The sequence below is a fragment of the Mycobacteriales bacterium genome (assembly GCA_035533475.1).
Lineage (GTDB): Bacteria > Actinomycetota > Actinomycetes > DATLTS01 > DATLTS01 > DATLTS01.
Window position 1 is genome coordinate 22,327 of record DATLTS010000045.1, and the last position, 23,226, is coordinate 45,552.

Annotated in this window: 21 protein-coding genes and 1 tRNA gene; 13 read left to right on the forward strand and 9 right to left on the reverse strand. The window is 72.3% G+C overall.

From position 1 onward, the window contains the following. The first annotated feature begins 40 nt into the window (after positions 1–40). The 5 genes from VNG13_10660 (at position 41) to VNG13_10680 (ending at position 6,963) form a co-directional block, all read left to right on the forward strand. Positions 41–730, forward strand: a complete 690-nt coding sequence (locus VNG13_10660; protein HVA60978.1) for a 50S ribosomal protein L25/general stress protein Ctc — start codon at positions 41–43, stop codon at positions 728–730. A 9-nt stretch (positions 731–739) separates the two neighbouring features. Next, positions 740–1,336, forward strand: a complete 597-nt coding sequence (pth, locus tag VNG13_10665) for an aminoacyl-tRNA hydrolase (GenBank protein ID HVA60979.1) — start codon at positions 740–742, stop codon at positions 1,334–1,336. A 55-nt stretch (positions 1,337–1,391) separates the two neighbouring features. Continuing rightward, entirely contained in the window at positions 1,392–4,928 is a 3,537-nt protein-coding gene (gene mfd, locus VNG13_10670) for a transcription-repair coupling factor (GenBank protein HVA60980.1), read from the forward strand. Beyond that, positions 4,928–5,923 (forward strand): peptidylprolyl isomerase, encoded by a 996-nt coding sequence (locus VNG13_10675; GenBank protein HVA60981.1) that lies wholly within the window; start codon positions 4,928–4,930, stop codon positions 5,921–5,923. Before mfd ends, VNG13_10675 begins: the two co-directional genes overlap by 1 nt. 152 nt (positions 5,924–6,075) lie before the next feature. Beyond that, complete coding sequence (locus VNG13_10680; protein HVA60982.1) at positions 6,076–6,963, forward strand: MazG family protein; 888 nt, start codon at positions 6,076–6,078, stop codon at positions 6,961–6,963. 9 nt (positions 6,964–6,972) lie between these two features. On the opposite strand, the gene sigH is transcribed toward VNG13_10680, so the two are convergent. Next, entirely contained in the window at positions 6,973–7,623 is a 651-nt protein-coding gene (gene sigH, locus VNG13_10685; protein ID HVA60983.1) for an RNA polymerase sporulation sigma factor SigH, read from the reverse strand. 216 nt (positions 7,624–7,839) lie between these two features. Between sigH and eno the strand changes: the two genes are divergently transcribed. From eno to VNG13_10710, 5 genes are all read left to right on the forward strand, one after another. After that, positions 7,840–9,132: a phosphopyruvate hydratase gene (gene eno, locus VNG13_10690; protein ID HVA60984.1), complete on the forward strand. Its 1,293-nt coding sequence runs from the start codon at positions 7,840–7,842 to the stop codon at positions 9,130–9,132. A gap of 3 nt (positions 9,133–9,135) precedes the next feature. Next, positions 9,136–9,558, forward strand: coding sequence for a septum formation initiator family protein (locus VNG13_10695; protein ID HVA60985.1), 423 nt, complete (start codon positions 9,136–9,138; stop codon positions 9,556–9,558). Beyond that, entirely contained in the window at positions 9,548–10,033 is a 486-nt protein-coding gene (locus VNG13_10700) for a DUF501 domain-containing protein (protein HVA60986.1), read from the forward strand. Before VNG13_10695 ends, VNG13_10700 begins: the two co-directional genes overlap by 11 nt. After that, complete coding sequence (locus tag VNG13_10705; protein ID HVA60987.1) at positions 10,030–10,956, forward strand: Ppx/GppA phosphatase family protein; 927 nt, start codon at positions 10,030–10,032, stop codon at positions 10,954–10,956. Before VNG13_10700 ends, VNG13_10705 begins: the two co-directional genes overlap by 4 nt. Positions 10,957–11,105: 149 nt before the next feature. Beyond that, positions 11,106–11,915, forward strand: a complete 810-nt coding sequence (locus VNG13_10710) for a uracil-DNA glycosylase (protein HVA60988.1) — start codon at positions 11,106–11,108, stop codon at positions 11,913–11,915. Between the two features lie 327 nt (positions 11,916–12,242). Here VNG13_10710 and VNG13_10715 read toward each other — a convergent pair whose 3' ends face one another. Both VNG13_10715 and VNG13_10720 read right to left on the reverse strand, forming a co-directional pair. Next, the gene (locus VNG13_10715; protein HVA60989.1) at positions 12,243–14,756 is read right to left on the reverse strand and encodes a bifunctional diguanylate cyclase/phosphodiesterase; all 2,514 of its coding nucleotides are present in this window, start codon (positions 14,754–14,756) and stop codon (positions 12,243–12,245) included. Continuing rightward, on the reverse strand, positions 14,753–16,012 hold the full coding sequence (locus tag VNG13_10720) for an MFS transporter (GenBank protein ID HVA60990.1): 1,260 nt from the start codon (positions 16,010–16,012) through the stop codon (positions 14,753–14,755). Before VNG13_10720 ends, VNG13_10715 begins: the two co-directional genes overlap by 4 nt. A 179-nt stretch (positions 16,013–16,191) precedes the next feature. Between VNG13_10720 and VNG13_10725 the strand changes: the two genes are divergently transcribed. Beyond that, complete coding sequence (locus VNG13_10725; GenBank protein HVA60991.1) at positions 16,192–17,532, forward strand: NAD(P)/FAD-dependent oxidoreductase; 1,341 nt, start codon at positions 16,192–16,194, stop codon at positions 17,530–17,532. A 28-nt stretch (positions 17,533–17,560) separates the two neighbouring features. Continuing rightward, a tRNA-Leu gene (locus VNG13_10730) sits at positions 17,561–17,644 on the forward strand. Between the two features lie 247 nt (positions 17,645–17,891). Here VNG13_10730 and VNG13_10735 read toward each other — a convergent pair. The 6 genes from VNG13_10735 to VNG13_10760 form a co-directional block, all read right to left on the reverse strand. Next, a complete protein-coding gene (locus tag VNG13_10735) occupies positions 17,892–18,167 on the reverse strand; it encodes a chorismate mutase (protein HVA60992.1) in 276 nt (91 codons plus the stop codon). A 140-nt stretch (positions 18,168–18,307) separates the two neighbouring features. Next, positions 18,308–18,730: a PPOX class F420-dependent oxidoreductase gene (locus VNG13_10740; protein HVA60993.1), complete on the reverse strand. Its 423-nt coding sequence runs from the start codon at positions 18,728–18,730 to the stop codon at positions 18,308–18,310. Between the two features lie 8 nt (positions 18,731–18,738). Continuing rightward, positions 18,739–18,966: a DUF4287 domain-containing protein gene (locus tag VNG13_10745; GenBank protein HVA60994.1), complete on the reverse strand. Its 228-nt coding sequence runs from the start codon at positions 18,964–18,966 to the stop codon at positions 18,739–18,741. Positions 18,967–19,048: 82 nt separating this feature from the next. Beyond that, positions 19,049–20,269 (reverse strand): acetyl-CoA C-acetyltransferase, encoded by a 1,221-nt coding sequence (locus VNG13_10750; GenBank protein HVA60995.1) that lies wholly within the window; start codon positions 20,267–20,269, stop codon positions 19,049–19,051. Beyond that, positions 20,266–21,069, reverse strand: a complete 804-nt coding sequence (locus tag VNG13_10755; GenBank protein ID HVA60996.1) for an SGNH/GDSL hydrolase family protein — start codon at positions 21,067–21,069, stop codon at positions 20,266–20,268. Before VNG13_10755 ends, VNG13_10750 begins: the two co-directional genes overlap by 4 nt. Next, on the reverse strand, positions 21,066–21,776 hold the full coding sequence (locus tag VNG13_10760; GenBank protein HVA60997.1) for an MBL fold metallo-hydrolase: 711 nt from the start codon (positions 21,774–21,776) through the stop codon (positions 21,066–21,068). Before VNG13_10760 ends, VNG13_10755 begins: the two co-directional genes overlap by 4 nt. An 81-nt stretch (positions 21,777–21,857) precedes the next feature. Here VNG13_10760 and VNG13_10765 point away from each other — a divergent pair, with 81 nt between their 5' ends. Further along, positions 21,858–23,225: a cystathionine beta-synthase gene (locus VNG13_10765; GenBank protein HVA60998.1), complete on the forward strand. Its 1,368-nt coding sequence runs from the start codon at positions 21,858–21,860 to the stop codon at positions 23,223–23,225. Position 23,226: the final 1 nt, after the last annotated feature.

The following is a 23,226-nucleotide window of genomic DNA, read 5'->3' on the forward strand; positions in this document are numbered from 1 at the left end:
CTAGACTGACCGTCCCCCATCCAACGAGGAGAGCAGCGCCGTGTCCGAGGTCCGTATCGCCGCCGAAGCGCGCACCGAATTCGGCAAGGGCGGCGCGAGGCGTACCCGCCGGTCCGGCCGGGTGCCGGCCGTCCTCTACGGTCACGGCACCGCCCCTCGCCACCTGTCCCTGCCGGCCCGCGATTTCGCACACGCGCTGAAGACGGACGCCGGCGCGAACGTGCTGCTCCGGCTCGACCTCGATGGCGGCACGGAGCTCGCGCTGGCCAAGGCCATCCAGCGGGATCCGCTGCGCGGGGACGTCGAGCACGTGGATCTGATCCTCGTCCGCAGCGGGGAGAAGGTATCCGTCGACGTCGCGGTCAGTGTCCTCGGCGACGTCGTGCCCGACGGACTGATCGACCAGCAGCAGACCACCCTCACCGTGCTCGCCGAGGCGACGAGCATCCCGCAGCACCTCGACGTGGACATTTCCGGACTTCAGATCGGCGGCGCGATCCGCGCGGGCGACGTCGCGCTGCCGTCCGGCGTGGAGTTGCAGACCGACGCGGACGCCATCGTGGTCCACATTCTCGCCGCGCAGTCCGCAGCCGCCTTCGAAGCCGAACTTGCCGGCGCCGAAGCCGAAGCTGCCGGCCCGATCGCGGAGGCCGTCAGCCCGGCCGCCGAGGGCGAAGGCGGCGAGGCTGCCGAGCCGGGGGACGGCGCGTCCCAACCGGCCGCCGGCTGAGTCCGACCAGTGGCCGCGCCCGGCGCGGATCTGTGGCTGCTCGTCGGCCTGGGCAATCCGGGGCCCCGGTACGTCGCGAACCGGCACAACGTCGGATTCATGGTGGCCGACCTGCTCGCGACGCGGGTGGGCGACCGGTTCAAAGCGCACCGTGGGCGCGCCGACGTCGTGGAGACCCGGATCGGCGGCCAGCGGGTGGTGCTCGCAAAGCCCAAGTCCTACATGAATGAGTCCGGCGGCCCGGTCGCGGCGTTGCGCGATTTCTACAAGGCACCGCTGGAGCGGATAGTCGCCATCCACGACGAGCTGGACCTGGAATTCGGCCGGCTGCGGCTCAAGCTGGGCGGCGGCGAGAACGGCCACAACGGGTTGCGATCGCTGTCCCGGGCGCTGGGCAGCCGGGAGTACTGCCGGGTCCGGCTCGGGATCGGTCGACCGCCCGGTCAGATGGACCCAGCCGACTACGTGCTGAAGGATTTCAGCGTCGCCGAGCGCCGTGACCTGCCGGTGCAGGTGGACCGCGCGGCGGACGCGGTCGAGGCCATCGTCACGCTTGGTCTCGAACCGGCGCAGAACATCTTCAACGCCGCAACGCCCGAAGTCTGACCCCCGCCCTCCCGCGGTCCGGGCGGGCGAGCTCGCGCCGTACCCTGGACCCCCTATGGGCCTCGCCGGACTTGTCGACGTCGTCGCGGCCGACGAGGCGCTCGCCTCGGCGTTGGCGGCGGTAGGCACCACGCAACTCCTCGACCTCGCCGCCCCGCCGGCGCTGCGTCCCCTGGTCGTGGCCGCGCTCGCCGCCCGCACCGGGCGGACCGTGCTGGCCGTCACCGCCACCGACCGCGAGGCGGCCGATCTCGCGCTCGCCCTACAGTCGCTGCTCCCGCCCGAGAGTGTCGTCGAGTTCCCGGCCTGGGAGACCCTCCCGCACGAACGACTGTCCCCGCGGGCGGACACCGTCGGGCGCCGCCTCGCGGTGCTTCGCCGGCTTGCCCATCCGAGCCCGGACGACCCCGCCCGGGGGCGGGTCGCTGTCGTGGTAGCGCCGGTGCGCAGCCTGCTCCAGCCCCAGGTGGCCGGTCTCGGCGATCTCGAGCCGGTGGCGCTGCGGACCGGCGACGAGGCCGACCTGGCCGAGATCGTCGGCCGGCTCAGCGCCGCCGCCTACCTGCGGGTGGACATGGTCGAGCGGCGGGGGGAGTTCGCCGTCCGCGGCGGGCTGATCGACGTCTTTCCGCCGACCGAGGAACACCCCCTGCGCGTCGAGTTCTGGGGGGACCGGGTGGAGGAGGTCCGGTTCTTCAAGGTCACCGACCAGCGCAGTCTCGAGATCGCGGACGGGGGTCTGTGGGCACCACCGTGCCGCGAGCTGCTACTCACCGAGGCGGTCCGCAGCCGGGCGCGGGCGCTCGTCGCCGAGCATCCGGGTCTGTCCGACGTGCTCGGGCAGATCGGCGAGGGGATTGCCGTCGAGGGTATGGAGGCGCTCGCCCCGGTGCTGGCCGGACGGATGGCCCTGCTCGTCGACGAGCTGCCCGCCGGCGCCCAGCTGGTGCTGTGTGATCCGGAGCGGATCCGGACCCGGGCCGCTGAGCTGGTCCGGACCAGCGAGGAGTTCCTCGACGCGTCATGGGCGGTCGCCGGCTCCGGGGGGGCGGCGCCGATCGATCTCGGTTCCGCGGCCTACCGGGATCTCGCCGAGGTTCGGGCCGATGCCCTGGAACTGGGCCTGCCCTGGTGGACGATCAGCCCGTTCACCGTTGACGCGGAGCTCGACGGCGATTCGCGGCCGATCCGCGCGCGCGCGGCGGAGGCCTACCGTGGCGACACGGCCCGCGCGGTCGCCGACATCAAGGGCTGGCTGGCCGACCGCTGGTCGGTCGTGCTCGTCACCGAAGGTCACGGGCCGGCCGAGCGGCTCACCGAGCTGCTGCGTGCCGAAGGGATCGGCGCCCGGCTGACCCCCGACCTCGGCGCGCTGCCGGAAGCGTCGGTGGCGCACGTAACGACCGGCTGCCTCGGCTCCGGTTTCCTGCTCGAAGCGGCCCGGGTTGCCGTCCTCACCGAAACCGACCTCGCTGGCCAGCGCGCCAGCACGAAAGACATGCGCAAGCTGCCGAGCCGCCGCCGCGGTCTCGTCGATCCGCTGAGCCTGCGTCCTGGGGACTATGTCGTCCACGAGCAGCACGGGGTCGGCCGCTACGTCGAGATGGTTCAGCGCACGGTGACGGGGGCGACCCGCGAGTACCTGATCCTCGAATACGCCAAGGGCGATCGCCTCTTCGTCCCGACCGATGCGCTCGAACAGATCACCCGTTACGTCGGTGGCGAGCAGCCGAGCCTGCACCGGCTCGGCGGCAGCGACTGGGCGAAGGCCAAGGGGCGGGCCCGCAAGGCGGTCCGGGAGATCGCGGCCGAGTTGATCCGGCTGTACTCGGCGCGGATGGCGGCGCCCGGTCACGCCTTCGCACCGGACACCCCGTGGCAGCGCGAGGTCGAGGATGCCTTCCCCTACGTCGAGACCCCGGACCAACTGCGCACGATCGAGGAGGTGAAGGCCGACATGGAGGCCGCACACCCGATGGACCGGGTGATCTGCGGCGACGTCGGGTACGGCAAGACGGAGATTGCCGTGCGGGCTGCGTTCAAGGCCGTGATGGACGGCAAGCAGGTGGCGGTGCTGGTCCCGACCACGCTGCTGGCCCAGCAGCACTACTCGACATTCTCCGAACGGTTCGCCAACTTCCCGGTCGAAGTGCGCGTCGTCAGCCGGTTCAACAGCCCGCGCGAGCAGCAGGCCGCGCTGGACGGACTCGCCGACGGAACCGTTGACCTCGTGATCGGCACGCACCGGTTGCTTTCGGCGCAGACCCGGTTCAAGGATCTCGGGCTCGTCGTCGTCGACGAGGAACAGCGCTTCGGGGTCGAACACAAGGAGTACCTCAAACAGCTCAGGACCAGCGTGGACGTGCTCGCCATGTCCGCGACCCCGATCCCGCGGACCCTCGAGATGGCGATCACCGGGATCCGTGAGATGTCCACCATCCAGACGCCGCCGGAGGAGCGGCACCCGGTCCTCACCTTCGTCGGGCCGTACGACGAACGTCAGATCACCGCGGCGATTCGCCGCGAGCTGCTCCGCGATGGCCAGGTCTTCTACGTGCACAACCGGGTCGAGTCCATCGACAAGGCGACCGCCCGGCTGGCCGCACTGGTACCGGAGGCGCGGATCGCAGCGGCGCACGGGCAGATGAACGAGGACGCGCTCGAGCGGGTCATGGTCGACTTCTGGGAGAAGGCCTACGACGTCCTGGTCTGCACGACCATCGTCGAGAGCGGGCTCGACATCGCGAACGCCAACACCCTGGTCGTGGAACGGGCCGACGTGCTGGGCCTCTCCCAACTGCACCAGTTGCGCGGCCGGGTCGGGCGCGGTCGGGAACGCGCGTACGCGTACTTCCTCTACCCGCCGGAACGCCCGCTGACCGAGACCGCACACGATCGGCTGGTCACCATCGCCCAGAACAGCGATCTGGGCTCCGGGATGGCTGTGGCCATGAAGGACCTGGAGATCCGCGGGGCGGGCAACCTGCTCGGCGGCGAGCAGTCCGGGCAAATCGCGGCGGTCGGCTTCGACCTCTACGTGCGGCTGGTGGGCGAGGCGGTCGCCGAGTTCCGGGGGGATCCGGCGATCGAGCCGACCGACGTCAAGGTCGAGCTCCCGGTCGACGCGCACCTGCCGCACGAGTACATCCCGGGGGAGCGGTTGCGCCTCGAGGCTTACCGCCGGATTGCCTCGGTGACCGACGAAGCCGGGCTCGACGAGGTCCGCGCCGAGCTTGCCGACCGGTACGGGCCGTTGCCGGCGCCGGTGGAGAACCTGCTCGCGGTCGCCGGCTTCCGGGTGCACGCCCGTCGCTACCGGCTGACCGAGGTAGCGGTCCAGGGCGGCTACATCCGCTTCGGACCTCTCGAACTGGCCGACTCGCAGAGCCTGCGTCTGGCCCGGCTGTACCCTCGATCCGTCGTCAAGGCACCGGCCCGGACCATCCTCGTGCCGAAGCCGGCGACCGCGCGGATCGGCGGAACGCCACTCCGCGACACTGAGTTGCTCCAATGGTGCCGGGATCTGCTCGGCGCCGTGAGTGGGCCGCCTGCCCCGATCAGCGCGAGCACCGGAACGGAAGGACCCCTGTGATGTCATCCCGCCTCGGCACCGGCGGCCTGCTAGCCGCCGGCGTGCTGGCCGGCGCTGCCCTGCTCTCCGGGTGCCAGACCAACCCGGGTGCGGCGGCGGTCGTCGGCGGTTCCGCGATCAGCGACGATTCGCTGTCCACGACGGTGACGGCGGCACTCGCGAACAGCCAGTTCAGCTCCCAGGTCGGCGGCCGCCCGGCCGCCAACCGGGTCGAGCTCAGCCGGATCATCACCCAGAAGATCATCGATGAGCTGGCCGCGAAGTACGGGGTCAACGTGTCGGCTGGCGACATCGAGCAGCAGACCGTTCAGCTCAGCGCTCAGGTGCACCAGCAGGCGCAAACCGACCTGCGGACCTTCTACGCGGCCGGCGGAATCCCGGCTGGGCAACTCGCCTCGGTCCTGCGCTCGATCACGCTCGAGGGTGCGATCGGCAACAAGTTGGTGGCCGCAGTCCCCGTCGATCCGTCGAAGATCGCCGCCCTGTACCAGCAGAACATCGGCCAGTACGTGCAGGCGCACGTCGCGCACATCCTGGTCGCTAGTCGCGCGCTCGCCGACCGGATCCTCGCCGAGGTCAAGGCCGATCCGGCGAAGTTCGCGGCGCTGGCCGCGCAGTACTCCACGGACGCGGCGGACGCGAAAAAGGGCGGCGACCTCGGCACCGCGTCCCCCTCGTCGTACGTGGCGCCGTTCGCCGCCGCCGTCGAGACGGCGCCGGTCGGCAGCTTCGTGGAGGTCCACTCGCAGTTCGGCTGGCACGTCATCCACGTCATCGCCCGCACCGTGTCCCAGACGCTGGCCCAGGCGACGCCCGCGTTGAAGGGTCAGCTGCTGGCGAACAACCGGACCCAGCTGTTCCAGACCGCGCTGGTAGCCGAAGGGGCGAGCCTGCGGATCAGCGTCAACCCGCGTTACGGCACCTGGAACAACGCGCGGCTCAACGTCGACCCGCCGGTGCCGACGACCTCGACCCCGTCGGCGACGCCGTCCTGACCCGGGTCGTCCGCCTCGTCGGAAGCGACCGACTGCCGGCGGGTCTGCTGCCCTGGCAGGCGTGGGCGCTGCTGCGCAACGCGCCGGCGCTGGTCGCCTCCGCCGACCACCCGCAACGGGCGCCGCTCGAGGCGGCGGGTATCGCCGTCGAGGTGGTCGACGATCCGTCGACGATCTCCGCCCGGCTGGACGTCGGCGGCACGGTCGCCTGGCTCGGCGGCCGCGACGATCCGCTCGAGGTCTCGGGACTGGTCACCGAGGAGCTCGACGTCGCGGCCCTCACGCCGGGGGCCGGACTGCTCGAGGTGGTCGCGACGATGGACCGGCTCCGTTCCCCCGGCGGGTGCCCGTGGGACGCGGAGCAGACGCACGAGAGCCTCGGGCCCTATCTGCTCGAAGAGGCCTACGAGGCGTTCCAGGCGATCGAGGATGGCGATCCGGCGGCCCTGCGCGAAGAACTCGGCGACGTGCTTCTCCAGGTCGCGTTCCACTCGCGGATCGCCGCCGAGGCGCCGGTCGGGCAGCGGTGGGGCATCGATGACGTGGCCGCCGGGCTGGTGGCCAAGCTGGTCCGCCGCCATCCGCACGTGTTCGGCTCCGGGCAGGCTCGCGATGCGCGCGAGGTGGCAGCGAACTGGGATCTGATCAAGGCCGCCGAGAAGGGCCGAACCTCGGTGACCGACGGCGTGCCGCTCGCGCTGCCCGCGCTCACCCTCGCCGGCACGTTGCAACGCAAGGCGCTCCAGCTCGGCGTGCCCGCCGAGCTGGTGGCGCCGCGGCTCGTCGCGAGCCCGGAGCCGGCGGCTGCGGTCGGCGCGGCAGCGGGCCTCGTGGGCGACGGTGACGTCGACGCGGCTGGGGAGCTGCTTTTCACGATCGTCGCCTTCTGCCGGGACCGGGAGGTGGACCCGGAGGCTGCGTTGCGCGGGGCGGCCCGCCGGTTCCGGGACCGGCTGGCGGAGGCGGAGGGGGCCGCCCGAGCCGCCGGCGTCGAGCCGGCCACGCTCGAGCCGGCTGACTGGCAGGCCCGTTGGTGGTGAGCGGCTGGTTCAGCCGACCTCGGCGAGCGCCTGGGCCCGCAGGTGGGCGTCGAGCTTGCGCTTGATCCGTTGCAGGGCGTTGTCGATGGACTTGACGTGCCGCCGCAATTCGACGGCGATCTCTCGGTAGCTCTTCCCTTCGATGAACAGCTCGAGCACGGCGACCTCCATCTCCGACAAGGAGGTGTCGAGGTGTGCCCGCAGCGCGTGCAGGCGCTCCGCCGGGACCAGAAGCTCGGCCGGGTCGATATCGGACGCGGGCAGGATGTCGGCCAGCGAGCGGTCGTCGCCGCCGTCCGGCCAGACCGGCCGGTGCAGCGACACGTAGCTGTTGAGCGGACCATGCTTGTGCCGATTGGTGGCTTTGATCGCGGTGACGATCTGGCGGGTCACGCACAGGTCGGCGAATGCCCGAAACGGTGCGCCGAGCTGGACCTGGAAGTCACGGATGGCCTTGTAGAGCCCGATCATCCCCTCCTGCACGACGTCCTCGTGATCGCCGCCGATCAGGAAATAGGGCCGGCAGCGGGCCCGGACCAGCGGCTTGTAGCGCTCGAGCAACTCGCCGAGGGCGGCCTCGTCGCCGGCCCGGGCCGCGACCACCAGGTCGGCGTCGTCTTGGGGACTCGGATCCGAGTCACCTGGGTTCGACGAGCTCACCGCTCGGGCCGCCGCCCGCCACGGTGTGCGCTCGGCTGGGAACCGTGCACCTTTCCCCCCTCCAATGCTCCCGAGCAGGATAACGATCTACGGCTGGATCGGCCAGGCGGGGGGGAAGCCCGCGGCGGGGCAGCCCGGCCGGTGCGGTTGGCGACGGTACGCTCGCGAGGTCCCACCGCGGGGCACCGCTCCCGCCCGTCGCCTGTGGAGGCTTCCGTGTCCGCGATCGAAGCCGTCGGCGCCCGCGAGATCCTCGACTCGCGGGGCAACCCGACGGTCGAGGTCGAAGTCTCTCTCGACGATGCGACGATCGGCCGGGCGGCGGTGCCCAGTGGCGCTTCCACCGGCGAGTACGAAGCGGTCGAGTTGCGCGACGGGGAGGACCGTTACGGCGGTCGCGGGGTCCGCCGCGCGGTCGCTGCGGTCCTCGACCAGATCGGACCGGAGCTGGTCGGTTTCGAGGCGACCGAGCAGCGGCTGATCGACCAGACGCTGCTCGACCTGGACGGGACGCCGGACAAGTCCCGGTTCGGCGCGAACGCGATCCTCGGCGTCTCCCTCGCGGTCGCGCGGGCCGCTGCGGAATCCTGCGGGCTGCCGCTGTTCCGCTACCTCGGCGGCCCCAACGCGCACGTGCTTCCCGTGCCGATGCTCAACATTCTCAACGGTGGCGCGCATGCCGACACCAACGTCGACATCCAGGAGTTCATGGTCGCGCCGATCGGCGCCACGACTTTCTCGGAGGCGTTGCGGATGGGCGTGGAGACCTACCACGCGCTGCGGTCGGTACTCAAAGGCCGCGGCCTGTCGACCGGAATCGGCGACGAGGGTGGTTTCGCCCCCGACCTTCCGAGCAATCGGGATGCGCTCGACCTGATCCTGGAGGCTGTCGTTAAAGCCGGATTGACCCCCGGTCGCGACATCGCGCTCGCGCTCGACGTGGCGGCCAGTGAGTTCTGCGAGGGCACGACCTACACCTTCGAAGGCACCGCACGGACCTCCGACCAGATGAGCGCCTACTACGACGAGTTGGTCGGCAGCTATCCGATCGTTTCGCTCGAGGATCCGCTGGACGAGCAGGACTGGGCCGGCTGGGCCGCACTCACCGCCGTCCTCGGCGCTCGGGTCCAACTCGTCGGCGACGACCTTTTCGTCACCAACCCGATTCGGCTCGCCCGCGGGATCGCCGAGGGGGTGGGGAACGCGATGCTGGTCAAGGTCAACCAGATCGGGACGCTGACCGAGACCCTCGACGCCGTGAGCCTCGCGCATCGGGCCGGCTATCGCACGATGATCAGCCACCGCTCCGGCGAGACCGAGGACACGACGATCGCCGACCTTGCGGTCGCGACCGACTGCGGGCAAATGAAGTCCGGAGCCCCGGCGCGTAGCGAGCGGCTGGCCAAGTACAACCAGCTGTTGCGCATCGAGGAGGAGCTCGACGATGCCGCGCGGTATCCGGGCGGGTCCGCGTTCCCCCGCTTCACCCCAGTCGCCGGGCAGGTCTGATCCGTGGTCCGAATCCGCGGCGGCACGCTGACCGCCAGGGCGGCCATCCTCGCCTTGACTTTGGGGACCGTCGCGCTCGCCCTGGCGTTGCCGTTGAAGATCTACCTCGCCCAAGGGGCGCAGATCGCCGGGCTGGCCGCGCAGAACCGGGCCGCCGCGGCGAAGGTCGCGGCCCTGCGGGCACAGGCCCACGCGTGGACCACGCCAGGCTACGTGGAGCAGCAGGCCCGGAACCGGCTGCATTTCGTGCTTCCCGGAGAGACCACCTACCTCGTGCTCGGTGGGCCCGTCGGCGGCTCCGGCGCGAGCGGCGTCACGCCGCGGCAGCCGCCGGCGTCGACCCGGCCCTGGTACGGACAGCTGTGGCAGACCGTCGTCGCGGCGGGTTCCCCGCCACGGGCGGTCCGGACCGGGCATGGCCGCTGAGCCGGCGGACATCGCGGTCGTTGCCGTCCAGCTCGGCCGGCAGCCGCGAGCCATGCGGGCGGTGGCCCATCGGTGCGGATGCGGGCTGCCGGACGTGGTCGAGACCAGCCCGACGCTCGAGGACGGAACGCCGTTCCCCACCCTGTACTACCTGACCTGCCCGCGCGCGAGCTCGGCGGTCGGCCGGCTCGAGTCGTCGGGTCTCATGCGGGAGATGACCGGCCGGCTAGCCCGTGACCCGCAGCTGGCGGCCCGGTACCGAGCTGCGCACGAGGACTACCTGCGCCGGCGCGACGCCCTGGTCCCGCTCGCCAAACGGGTGAGCGCCGGCGGGATGCCGGATCGGGTGAAGTGCCTGCACGTCCTCGTCGCGCACGCGCTCGCCGTCGGACCCGGGGTCAACCCGCTCGGCGACGAGGCCCTGGCCCGGCTCGACGACTGGGGTCGGGGTGGGCGCTGCGTCGGGCCCGGATGACGCGGGTCGCGGCACTGGACTGCGGGACGAACTCGCTGCGGTTGCTCGTCGCGGACCTCGACCCGGGGTCCGGCGCGCTCCGCGACATCTCGCGGCGGATGAACATCGTCCGGCTGGGTGAGGGCGTGGATGCCACCGGGCGGCTGTCCGCCGCCGCCCTCGACCGGACGTTCCGGGTGCTGCGGGACTACGCCGCCGAGATTGCCGGTGCCGGGGTCGACCGGCTCCGGATGGTGGCGACTTCGGCGACCCGGGATGCGGAGAACCGGGGCGAGTTCGTTGCCGGTGTCCGCGCGATCCTCGGGGTGGTGCCGGAGGTGGTCACCGGAGCCGAGGAGGCGGGGCTCAGCTTCGCCGGGGCCACTCGCGAGCTCGGCCCGGCGGTGGCCGCGCCGTACCTCGTCGTCGACATCGGCGGCGGCTCGACCGAGTTCGTGCTCGGCACGGGCACCGTCACCGCGGCCTGCTCGGTCGACGTCGGCTGTGTCCGGCTCACCGAGCGGCATCTGCGGGACGACCCCCCGACGGCCGGGCAGATCGCCGCGGCCGTCGCCGACATCGAGGCGGCCCTCGACCGGGTCGCCGCCGCCGTCCCCGTCCAAGACGCCCGCACCCTGGTCGGGCTGGCCGGTTCGGTGACCACCGTTGCGGCCCTCGCCCTCGAGCTGCCCCACTACGATCCGGCCCGGATCCACCATGCCCGGATCGGTGCCGCTCAGGTGACCGGCGTGGCCGGGCGACTGCTGGGCGCGACCAGGGCGGAGCGGGCGGCGCTGCCGGTCATGCACCCGGGTCGGGTCGACGTCATCGGCGCCGGCGCCCTGGTCCTCGCGACGCTGTGCCGGCGGTTCGACGCGGACACCGTCCTGGTGAGCGAGCACGACATCCTCGACGGCATCGCCTGGTCCCTCGCGGATCGCTGACCGGCCCGGTCGGTCAGTAAGGTGCGCTGGCGGTTCGGGTCGCGCGAACGGAGGCCACGGATGGGGTGCGGGTCCGGCGGGTGCGCATCGGGCGGTGAAAACCGGCTCGCGGTGGTGGGCTCCGCCCGTCCAGGTCCCCGGTGGGGCACATGATCGAACCGGGCTCCGGCCGCCCGCACGACCCCGCGACCCGGGCCACCCCGGTGGCCCGGGAGGCCGGCGACGTCCGGCGTCTCGCCGACAGCGCGCCGTCGCTCGAGCATCTCGACGCGCGGGTCTCGGTCTGCCGGGCCTGTCCCCGGCTCGTCGAGTGGCGGGAGCAGGTCGCCACGGACAAGCGGGCCGCCTTCGCCGACGTTGAGTACTGGGGCCGGCCGGTGACCGGCTTCGGCCCGCAGCGGGCGCGGATCGCGATCGTCGGTTTGGCACCCGCCGCGCACGGCGGGAACCGGACCGGGCGGGTGTTCACCGGCGACCGCAGCGGGGACTGGCTGTTCGCCGCCCTGCACCGGGCCGGGTTGGCCGAGCGGGCAACCAGCACGGCGCCCGACGATGGTCAGCGGTTGATCGACACGCGGATCCTCGCGGTGGTGCGCTGCGCGCCGCCGGCCAACAAGCCGACCCCGATCGAGCGGGACACCTGTCAACCGTGGCTGGAACGGGAGCTGGGCTTCCTGGCCCCGACGCTGCGGGTCGTCGTGGCCCTCGGCGGCTTCGCCTGGCAGAGCCTGCGGCCGGCCCTGGCTGCCGTCGGATACCCGCTACCGGCCCGCCGATCGGCGTTCGGGCACGGGGTCGAGCAACGTCTCGGGGACGACGGTCCGTTGCTGCTCGGCTGCTATCACCCGAGCCAGCAGAACACGTTCACCGGCCGGCTGACCGCGGGCATGATCGACGCCGTCTTCGCGCGCGCCACCGAGGCGGCTGGCGGGCGGCCGGCCGCGGTGATCCCGGTCTGAAGCCCCCGCGCGGGACCCCTGTGGGCCCTGGGGCCGGCCGAGACGGCTGTTTCCAACAGGCTGTTATGCCCGGATTACCCCACTAGTAGGCCGACTGGGCGAAAAAACTTTGGATGGATTAGGCCAACCTGCCTAGCCGGCTACGCCAGATGGAGTAATCATGTGGTGACTGCGAGGCATTGAGGGGATGTGAGCTCGGATGAACGGAGGCTGGGGCTGGCCCTAAATCGGGGTCTAGAACAGTTCTACCAGCTCCAGGGGCTGGGACTCGGCGGCGCTACACCGGGTCCCAACCCCTGGATCTTTTTTTGCCCCGTTCCGGGCCGATCAGCGCCGCGCCGATGGCCGGCGGAGCATCAGCCAGTCGGTGGCGGTCTCGGCCGGCATCGGCTTGGCGTAGAAGAAGCCCTGCACCTCGTCGATCTGAAGGGTCTCCAGCGCGAGCGCCTGGTCGGCGCTCTCGACGCCCTCGGCCACCGTGGTCAGCCCGAGGCTGTGCGCCAGCTCGACGATCGCCCGGACCACCGCCCGGTCGGCCCGGTCGTTGGCGACGTTGTCGATGAAGGCCTTGTCCACCTTCACCTCGTGCACCGGGAGCCCGCGCACGTAGGTGAGCGAGGAGTAGCCGGTGCCGAAGTCGTCGATCGCCAGCCGGACCCCGAGGGAGCGCAGCTGGTGGAGAACGTCGATGCTCTGCGCCGGGTTCTCCATGACGCTGCTCTCGGTTATCTCCAGGGTGAGCCAGCGCGGGTCCAGGCTGGTGGCGGTGAGCAGCGCGGCGACCTGGCCGACGATCACCGGATCGGTGAGGCTGCGCGCCGAGAGGTTGACGGCGACGCCGATCCGCAGGCCGCGGTCGTGCCAGGACCGGCACGTGGTGAGAGCGGCGCGCAGCACGTTGGTGGTCAGCGCGCCGATCAGCCCGGAGGCCTCGGCCAGCGGGACGAACTCCAGCGGGGAGATCCAGCCCAGTTCGCTGTGCCGCCAGCGGGCCAGCGCCTCGACCCCGACGACCTCGCCGCTGCCGAGCCGGAGCTTCGGCTGGTAGGAGACCTCCAGCTCGCTGTTGGCCAGGGCCGACCGCAGGCCGCCGAGGACGTGCAGCCGGCGGGCGCCGTCGCGCTCCTGGTCGGCCTCCCACTCGGCGATCCCGCCGGTCGTGCCCTTGGCGGCCGACATCGCCATCTCGGCCCGGCGGAGCAGGGCGATCGCGTCGCTGCCGTGCTGGGGGGCCCGGGACATCCCGATCGTGAGCCGGATGTCGGCGGACAGCTCACCGAAGCGGACCGGGCCCTCGATCCGGGACTTGATCGCCAGCGCGGCCAGCCGGGCGACCTCGCTGCCGGCCGAGCCGGGCAGCGCTATGGCGAACTTGTCGCCGCCGACCCGGGCGCACAGCCCACCGGTCGGGGTGGCTTCCCGGAGCCGGCGGGCCGTCTCGATGAGCAGCGCGTCGCCGGCGTCGTGGCCGAGCGTGTTGTTGACGTCCTGGAACCGGTCCAGGTCCATGAACAGGACCACGACGCCGCGCTCGCCGTCCTGCACCGCGAGCTGTTCGCCGAGGTGCGTGCGCAGGCTCTCCAGATTCGGCAGCCCGGTCAGCCGGTCGCTGGTCGCCGCGCGGCGCAGCGTCTCGAGCAGCCGGCCCTTCTCGAGCGCGGTGCCGAGCTGGCTGGCGATCGCCTCGAGCAGGCGCAGGTCGTTGTGGTCGAAGCCGCGGACCGGGCCGCTGCGGTGTTCGGCGAGCAGTAGGCCGACCGGCGGATCGGAGGCGCCGAGCCGGGCGACCATCCGGTCCTCGGAGCCGGCCGGGCGGCTGTCCCACGGCCGGCTGTGCGGCCGGTCGAGCAACGAGGTCCGGCTCGACTCCAGGATCGCGCGGGTCGAGGCCCGCAGGTGCGCGGCGTCCCAGGCGCTGACCTCGAGGGTGTCCCCGCCGTTGCCTACCGCGAACACGGTGGCCGGATCGTCGCCGGCGAGCAGGGCCAGCTCGAGCCGGTCGGCGTGCAGCAGCAGGCGGAGCTCGGACAGGGTGGGCCCGAGATCGGCCGGGTCGGCGACGACCGGGCCGAGCACTCGGGCGAACGCGTAGAGCCGCTCCAGGGCGCGGTGGCGGGCGGCCACCTGGTTGTAGGCCCGGAAGGCCACCAGGCAGAGCCCGACGCAGAGCGCAAGGACAATCCCGGTCTCCGGGTCGTAGGCAAGGCTGGCCACGCCAACGAGAGCGAGGCAGGTGACGACAAGAACGGTGAAGATGTCCAGCGGAATTGGCTCGAGAAACTCTTGCCAGCGCCACCGACGCTCAACGGCTGCGATGGCGACGCGGATCGAGCAGTAGGCTGCTAGCTGAAATGTGAGGACCGATGCGAAGGCGGCCGGCCACGTGATCGCCCCGGTCCAGTGCCCGGTTGGCCACAAGGCGCGGAAGATCAGTTCGGCAAGCGCGGTAGGCGTAGCGACGCTCAGCAGGTTGACCACGAACTTGGCGGGGTCTTGTCGCCTCGGGACGAGCGCCAGGGCACGCCCCAGCGTCCCTGCCGCGATCAGCCCGACCGGCGAGCAGAAATAGAGGCCGATCAGGAGGCAGAGCTGGTCCAGATACATCGTGCGGGCCTGCTGGCGGAATTCGAAGTCCAGCCCGAACGTGGTCGTGAACCAGAACGCCGGGATGAGCACCCACCAGGCGACGTGCAAGCGGATGCCGGGCGGGACGCCGTGCGGGAGTCCCGCCAGGAGCGCCACGGTGAGGATGGCGAGGGCGCCGTTGATCGGCCAGACCCGGGCGGTCGAGCTCAGCCGGGGGCGCTGGAGCCCACGGCCGAACGCAGCCAACACCGTCATCTGGCTACTTCCTGTGTGATCTCCGTCGTCTTCGTCGCCGCTGTGCCGGGACTTGAGCTGTCCCAGCCGATCTCCGCGATGGCGCGGCGCGGCCAGACGATGGCCAGCATCGCGGTGCAGGCCAGGCCGATCAGGCCGGCCCAGCCGACGACCGCGTGGACGCTCGACCGCTCGGCCAGGGCTCCGCTGACGACCAGCGCGATCCCCTGGCCGGCCAGCAGGCCGGTGCTCGCGATCCCGTAGGCCCGGCCGCGGACCTCGTCCGGCACCGCGGTCGTGAACAGCTGATAGGTGATCACGCTCAGGGAGGCCCCCGCGCCGCAGGCGGCCCAGAGCAGGTAGGTCACGACCAGCCCGGGGTCGGCAAGGGTCGCCACGAGTGGCGCGAAGCAGAGCACGGCCAGCGGGAGGAGCAGCAGCTTGCGCAGCCGATCCGTCCCGAACCGGACAAACAGCACAGCGCCGACAACCTGCCCGGCCGGCAGGGCTGCGGTGAGCAGCCCGGCGCCGACCGGTCCGGCCCCGTGCCGGTGCGCGTAGACCACCGCCAGCCCCTCCGGCACGACCGCGAGCGCCGCCGAGAACCAGGTGAGCGCGAGCAGGCTGCGCAGCAGCGGGCTGCGCCAGAGCAGCCTGAGCACCTCCCCGGCGCTGCCGAGCATCCGCCGCGGCCCGCTGAGCGCGGCCGCCTGCCAGTGCACCCCGGCCCGGACGAGCAGGGCCGAGGCCAGGAAAGTCACCGCGTCGATACCCAACGCGCCCCGCACGGTGACCGCCCCCACGATGATCCCGCCGGCGCCGAACCCGGCGACCTGGGCCACCTGGTTGGTGATCGAGGCGAGCGAGAGCGCCATCGTGTACTGCTCGCCGGCGACCACGCTGGGCAGGAGAGCGGCGCGGGCCGACTGGAAGGGAGCGTCGAGGATGGTCACGCACGCCAGCAGCACGAACATGATCCATAACGTGCCGGCGGCGGCAACCATCCCGAGCACCAGCCCGGCCCGCAGCAGGTCGCAGGCGATCATCAGCCGTCGGCGGGGCAGCGAGTCGGCGAGCGTGGCCAGCAGCGGGCCGGCGAGCAGCCAGGTGGCGTAGGTGGTGGCGTAGCTCACCGCCGTGAGCAGCGGCGAATGGGTGCGCTGGAAGACGAGCAGAGCCACCGCGATCCGGGCGACCTGATCGCCGCCGAGCGAGAGCGCCTGGGCGGCGTACAGCGAGCGGAATTCGGGGATCCGAAGCAGCGCGGTGTAGGTCACCCGCGGCTCCGGGCGCGGGGCGGTTTCAGGGCGACGCCGGTGTCGGCCTCCGCGCATCTGCCCCGTCCTCTCGGCCCTATCGACCGGCCTGACGAGCAGAGTCTGGCAGCAAACCGGCGATTCGGGGAGGTACGACCCGGAAATGGATACCCCCCGGGCCACCCGGGTAACTTCCCGGCATGGTGCCCACTCGCTCGGGAACGCGCATCCTCGTCGTCGGCGGCGGCTACGTCGGCATGTATTCGGCGCTCCGGCTCCAGCGCCGGCTCCGACCCGGGGAGGCGACCCTCACGGTCGTCGACCCGCAGGCCTACATGACCTATCAGCCGTTCCTGCCGGAGGCCGGGGCCGGCAACCTCGAGCCGCGCCACGTGGTCGTTCCGCTCCGCAAGGAGCTACGCGGTGCCACGGTGCTGACCGGGCGGATCACCGGGATCGACCATGCCGGGCGCACCGCGCGGTTCGCCCCGGACCGCGGCCCGGGGCGCGACATCGGCTACGACGTGCTCATCCTCGGGGTGGGATCGGTGCCCCGGACGATGCCGATTCCCGGCCTCGCCGAGGTCGGGATCGGCTTCACGACGGTGGCCGAGGCGATTTACCTGCGCAACCACGTGCTCGCCCGGTTGGACACCGCGGCCGCCGTGCTGGACCCCGAACTGCGCCGACGGCTGCTCACCTTTCTCTTCGTCGGCGGCGGGTACGCCGGGGTGGAGGCGCTCGCCGAGCTGGAGGACATGGCCCGCTCCGCCCTGCCCCTCTACCCGCGCCTGAGCGACCGGGACATGCGTTGGGTTCTCGTGGAGGCGGCGGAGCGCATCCTCCCGGAGGTGAGCCCGGACCTGTCCGCCTACACGACCGACCGGCTCCGCGGCTGCGGCATCGAGGTCCGCCTGCGCACCCGGGTGAAGTCGCTCGTGGGCGGCGCGGTGGAGCTCGACGACGGCGAGTCGTTCGAGGCGGACACGGTGGTCTGGACCGCCGGGGTGCGGCCCAACCCGCTGGTCGGCAGCACCGACCTGCCGCTGGACGAGAAGAACCGGGTTCGCTGCACCGCGATGCTCACGGTCGAGGGCGTGGCCGACGCCTGGTGCGCGGGGGACTGCGCGGCGGTTCCGGACCTCACCGCCCCCGGTCGGTTCTGCGGCCCGTCGGCGCAGCACGCGGTCCGTCAGGCCCGCCGGCTGGCGGACAACGTGCTCGCGACCCTGCGCGGGGAACCGCCGGAGGAGTACCGCCACGCCTACGCCGGCTCGGTGGCGAGCCTGGGACTGCACAAGGGCGTCGCGGAGATCTACCGGATCAAGCTCACCGGCTGGCCGGCCTGGCTGATGCACCGGACGTACCACCTGAGCCGGATGCCGACGTTCAACCGCAAGGTCCGGGTCGCCGCGGACTGGACTCTCGCCCTGCTGTTCCACCGGGAGATCGTGTCGCTGGGGTCGTTCACTAATCCGCGCGGGGAGTTCGAACGGGCCGCGGCGCCGGACGAGCCGGCCCGCCCGCCGGGGGCCGGCTGAGCCACCGGGCGGCTACCCTGACCTCGGCGCCCGGGTGGCGGAACAGGCAGACGCAGGATCCTTAAAAGTTCTTGGTCGCGAGACCGTGCGGGTTCGAATCCCGCCCCGGGCACCGCCCCGGGCACCGCCGCGCCGGCTCTGCCTGGCATCGCGCGCCGCCCAGTCGCAGCGAGTGTGCAATTTCCGACGGGTTCCGGCCCGTCGCGAGCGTGACCCCCTGTCGGAAATTGCACACTCGGCGATTCGGGGTCCAGCGCAGCCCCCTGCGGTAGCCGTGGCCACGCCGACCGCAGGGGTTCGGGGACCGCTGGTGAACCGAATGCGAGACCCACGCCCCGCTCGACCGGCGAGCCGCCGGCTCAGCCGGCGTCGCCGCGGCAGTAGCCAAGGGCGGCGAGGGCGACCGCTACCCCGGGGCGGCCGAGCGCCCGGCGGTAGCCGGCGATGACCTCGTTCTCCCGCTGGTGCTGTACCCGCGGTTCGCCGGCGGCCACCCGCAGGGCCTGGATGGCCCGGGAGATCTGCGCCCGGTGGGCGAGCAGCCGTTGGATGTCGCGGTCGACCTCGTCGATGAGGGCCCGGCCGGCTTCGACGCTGGGCACGTCGATCGGCGCCGGCGATGACGCGGTGATCATGAGATTCCTTGGGGTCTGGGGCAACCCCGGGACGAGCCCCGGGATGGCCCGGGGCGGTCGGTCGAAGCTCAGGCGGCGTCGAGGACCGGGGGCCGGTCCGGGTAAAAGCGCACCATCGCCATGACGGCAGTGTCGCACGTTCAGCCGGCGGCGTCCGGCCCGGCCCTCGTCACGACGAGTCGGATCAGGCAGCGCCGGTCGCGCGCCATCGCCGCCCGGTAGTCGTCCCAGTCCGGGTGCTCGCCGGAGATCCCGCGGTAGTAGTCGACCAGGCCTTCCATCGCCTCCGGCAGCGAGACCACCTCGGCGTCGGCGTCGACCTGGACGTGGCTGCGCCCGTCCCGCGGGTAGAAGGAGTCCGGGAAAACGCACAACCAGGCCCGCGGGTCCCGGCGCAGGTTGCGGGCCTTCATCGCCGGCTCCCGGGTCGAGATCACGATCCGACCGGCCGCATCCACGCCGGCGTCGATCGGGCTGAGCTGGGGGGTGCCGTCCCGGCGCAGGGTGGCGAGCACGCCGTGGTGGTTGTGCCGGATGAACTCGAGCGCGGCGTCGACGTCCACGCCGGCGCTCAGCCGCGGCTGGCGGCCCGGCGCAGGTCGTGCTCGTGCACGATCGCCCGGGCGTAGCCGTGCGGGAGGGCGTGCTCGTCTCGCAGCCAGTTCACCCGTTCGTCGAAACGCACCAGCCCGGGCCCGGCCTCCAGCGCCTGGAACCAGGTCGGCAGGTCGCGCCCGGTCACCTCGGGGATCCGCGCCAGCAGCGACTGGTGGGTTTCCTCGGAGTGATGGAGCGACATGGCGCCTCCTGTGGCGGGTGAACGGGCTATCGAGAGGGTGCCCCAGCCGAGGCGCCCGGCACAAGCCCCCAGCCGGACCGAATCAGCTCAGCCGTTCGATGATCATGGCCATGCCCTGCCCGCCGCCGACGCACATCGTCTCTAGTCCGAAGGTCTTGTCGTGGAACGCCAGCGAGTTGAGCAGTGTCGTCGTGATCCGGGCCCCGGTCATCCCGAACGGGTGGCCGAGCGCGATCGCGCCCCCGTTCACGTTGAGCTTGTCGAGGTCGATCCCGAGCTCGGTATAGGACGGGATGACCTGCGCGGCGAACGCCTCGTTGATCTCGACAAGGTCGATGTCGTCGATCGTCAGACCGGCCCGCGCCAAGGCCTGCTTGCTGGCCTCGACCGGTCCGAGGCCCATGATCTCCGGGTTCAACCCGGACACGCCGGTCGAGACGATCCGGGCCAGCGGCGTCAGGCCCAGCTCGGCGGCCTTCGCGTCGCTGGTGATGACGACCGCCGCCGCGCCGTCGTTCAGCGGGCAGCAGTTGGCGGCGGTCACGGTGCCGTCCGGCCGGAACACCGGCGCCAGCGCGGACACCGCCTCCATCGTCACCCCCGCGCGTGGGCCGTCGTCCTTGGCGACGACTGTGCCGTCGGGCGTCGTCACCGGGGTGATCTCCCGCTCGAAGAATCCGTTGGCGATCGCCTTCTCCGCGAGGTTCTGCGACCGGACGCCGAACTCGTCCTGCAGCTCCCGGGTGATGCCCCGCTGCCCGGCGACGTTCTCCGCGGTCTGCCCCATCGCGATGTAGACGTCGGGCAACTGGCCGTCCGCCCGCGGGTCGTGCCAGACCGGGGCGCCGCCGTCGGCGAGCTTCGCTGCCCGGGCCTGGGCGTCGGCGAACCGTGGGTTCGTCGTGTTCGGAAGGGAGTCGCTGGTGCCGGCGACATAGCGGCTGACCATCTCGACACCGGCCGAGATGAACGCGTCGCCCTCACCGGCCTTGATCGCGTGGAAGGCCATCCGGGTGGTCTGCAGGCTCGACGAGCAGTAGCGGGTGATGGTGGTGCCGGGCAGCGTGTCGTAGCCGAGCAGGACGGCGACGACCCTCCCCATGTTGTAACCCTGCTCGCCGCCGGGCAGCCCGCAGCCGAGCATCAGATCGGCGATGTCGGCCGGGTCGAGTGCCGGCACCTTGTCCAGCGCCGCCTGGACGATCGTGGCGGTCAGGTCGTCCGGGCGCAGGTCCTTGAGCGATCCCTTGAAGGCCCGGCCGATCGGCGAGCGGGCGGTGGCGACGATGACGGCCTCGGTCATGAGCTTGCTCCTTCGACGTGTGCAGGAAGGCTACCCGGAGCCGGGCCGGCGACCGCCAGGACCGCCGGGAGCACGGTCTCGACGATCACCCGGTAGCCGGCCGCGGAGGGATGGAAGCCGTCGGGGCAGAACAACCCGGGATCGGCGGTGAATCGGGGCCCGAGCCAGCGGCCGAGCGGCACGACGATCACGCCGTCCCCCGCCAGCTGCTCCTGGGCGCGCCCCATCCGTCTGGACCACCGACCGGCGAGCGCGCGCAGCGGATGCGGGATCGGGCGGACCGCGGACAGGTCGGGACAGGTTCCGAGGACAACAGCCACATCAGCTTCAACGAGCCTCCGCACCTCCCGGCGCTGGTCGGTCAGCGCGTGCGCCCGGCGGACCCGGTGGGTGACGTCGTTCGCGCCGATCGAGACCACCGCGATGTGCGGCGGGGTCAGCAGCGTTCGGTCGACTTGGCCGGCGAGGTCCCGCGACCGGGCTCCGGTCACGGCGGCGACCTGGAGGATGACCGGCCGCCCGGTCTGCTCGGCGAGGGCCGCGGCGAGCAGCGCCCCCGGCGTCTCCCGCGGCGAGTCCACCCCGATCCCGGCCGCCGACGAGTCGCCGATCAGCGCCAGCCGGAGTGGGGCCCCGCGCCCGGCGGCGCCGTAGTCGCCGTCGGCGGCCGGCGGCCCGGCGAGCACCGGGATCTTGCGCCGGGCGAGCCGGGCCTCGAACCGCAGCAGCCCGATCGAGCCGAGGCCGACCAGGCCGGCCCCGCCGCCCGCGGCCCCGGCGACCGTCCGGCGCCGACTCACCGGGGACGCCCGCCGAGGAACGCCTGAAGCGCCGTCCGCGCCCCGTGGCGGATCTCGGCGCCGTGGGTGAACGCGACGAGGTCGAACGCGAGGTCGGCGAGGCGGTCGGCGCTGTCCCGGGACAGCGCGACGTCCGTGCAGAACGCGGCCGGGGAGTAGCGCAGCCCGCGGACGTTGAAGACCGCGTCGCCGGTGATCAGGATCCCGGTCGGTTCGTGGAGCAGGCTGACGTGGCCCGGGGTGTGCCCCGGGGTGTGCACCACCCGCAGCCCACCGGCCACGTCGAGCAGCTCGCCGTCCGCGATCTCGCGGGTCACCTCGGTGGCCTCGAAGCCGCCACGGGGCAGCCGGTTGAGGATCCGCCCGCGACGGGTCGACGCGTCGAGGGCCGGCGGCCGCCCGGTCCGCAGGTAGGTCGCGTCCCGCTCGTGCACCACGACGGCCCCGGCGCCGCCCCGCAGCACCCCGGCGAGGCCACCGGCGTGGTCGAAGTGGCTGTGGGTGAGGACGACCTGCCGGACGTCGGCGAGCGAGCGGCCGATCGCCGCGAGGCCGGCCGCGATCCGCCTCGACGCCCGCTTGAGCCCGGTGTCGACGAGGGTGACCGCGCCGTCGGCCTCGACGAAGGCGTAGCTGTTGATCAGGTCGGCCGGCGCGGTGGGGATGCGGTAGACGCCGGGGGCCAGTTCGATCGCGAGCTCACGCACGGAGGGCCTCCCTGGTTACCAACCGGTAACAATGCTACCTGGCCGCCGGGCCGCCTACGCTGGCCGCACGGAGGTGGCCCCGTGCAGGTCCACGACTCGCTGATCGACCTGGTCGGCAACACGCCGCTCGTGCGGCTGCACCGGGTGACCGCCGGGCTGACCGTGGACGTGCTCGCGAAGGTCGAGTACTTCAACCCCGGCGGGTCGGTCAAGGATCGGATCGCCGTGGCCATGATCGACGCGGCCGAGGCCTCCGGGGAGCTGCGCCCAGGCGGGACGATCGTCGAGCCGACCAGCGGGAACACCGGGGTCGGGCTGGCGATCGTCGCTCAGATGCGCGGCTACCGGTGCGTGTTCGTCTGCCCGGACAAGGTCGCCGGCGACAAGATCGCCGTGCTCCGGGCCTACGGCGCCGAGGTCGTCGTCTGCCCGACCGCGGTCGCACCCGAGCATCCCGACTCCTACTACAACGTCTCCGACCGGCTGGCCCGCGAGACCCCCGGGGGCTGGAAGCCCGACCAGTACTCCAACCCGGCGAACCCCGAGTCGCACTACCGCTCCACCGGGCCGGAGGTCTGGGCGCAGACCGACGGGCGGGTGACCCACTTCGTCGCGGGGATCGGGACCGGCGGCACGATCAGCGGCGCCGGCCGGTACCTCAAGGAGGTCTCCGCCGGCCGGGTGCGGGTGATCGGCGCCGACCCGGAGGGCTCGGTGTACTCCGGCGGCAGCGGCCGTCCGTACCTCGTCGAAGGGGTCGGCGAGGACTTCTGGCCGGAGACGTTCGACCGGTCGGTCTGCGACGAGGTCGTGGCGGTGAGCGACAAGGACTCGTTCAACCTCACCCGCCGGCTGGCCCGCGAGGAGGGGCTGCTCGTCGGCGGGTCCTGCGGCATGGCGGTCGCCGCCGGGCTGCGGGTCGGCGCCCGGCTCGGGCCGCAGGACCTGGTCGTCGTCCTGCTCCCGGACTCCGGGCGTGGCTACCTGTCGAAGGTGTTCAACGACGAGTGGATGGCCGACTACGGCTTCCTCAGCGCCGACTCCACCGAGTCCCGGGTCGGCGACGTGCTGGCCCGCAAGGGCGCCCAGCTGCCGGAGCTGGTGCACGTCCATCCGCAGGAGACGGTCGGCTCGGCGATCGGGATCCTGCGCGAATACGGGGTGTCCCAGATGCCGGTGGTCCGGGCCGAACCCCCGGTGATGGCCGCCGAGATCGTCGGCTCGATAGTCGAGCGGGAACTGCTGGCCGCCGTGTTCACCGACCGCACCGCGCTCGACGAGCCGATCGAGCGGCACATGTCCGCGCCGCTGCCGATGATCGGCTCCGGCGAGCCGGTGAGCGCGGCGCTCAGCGCGCTGGAGAAAGCGGATGCCGCGCTGGTGCTCGTCGACGGCAAGCCCGCCGGGATCATCACCCGCCAGGACCTGCTCGGTTTCCTCGCGCACTGAC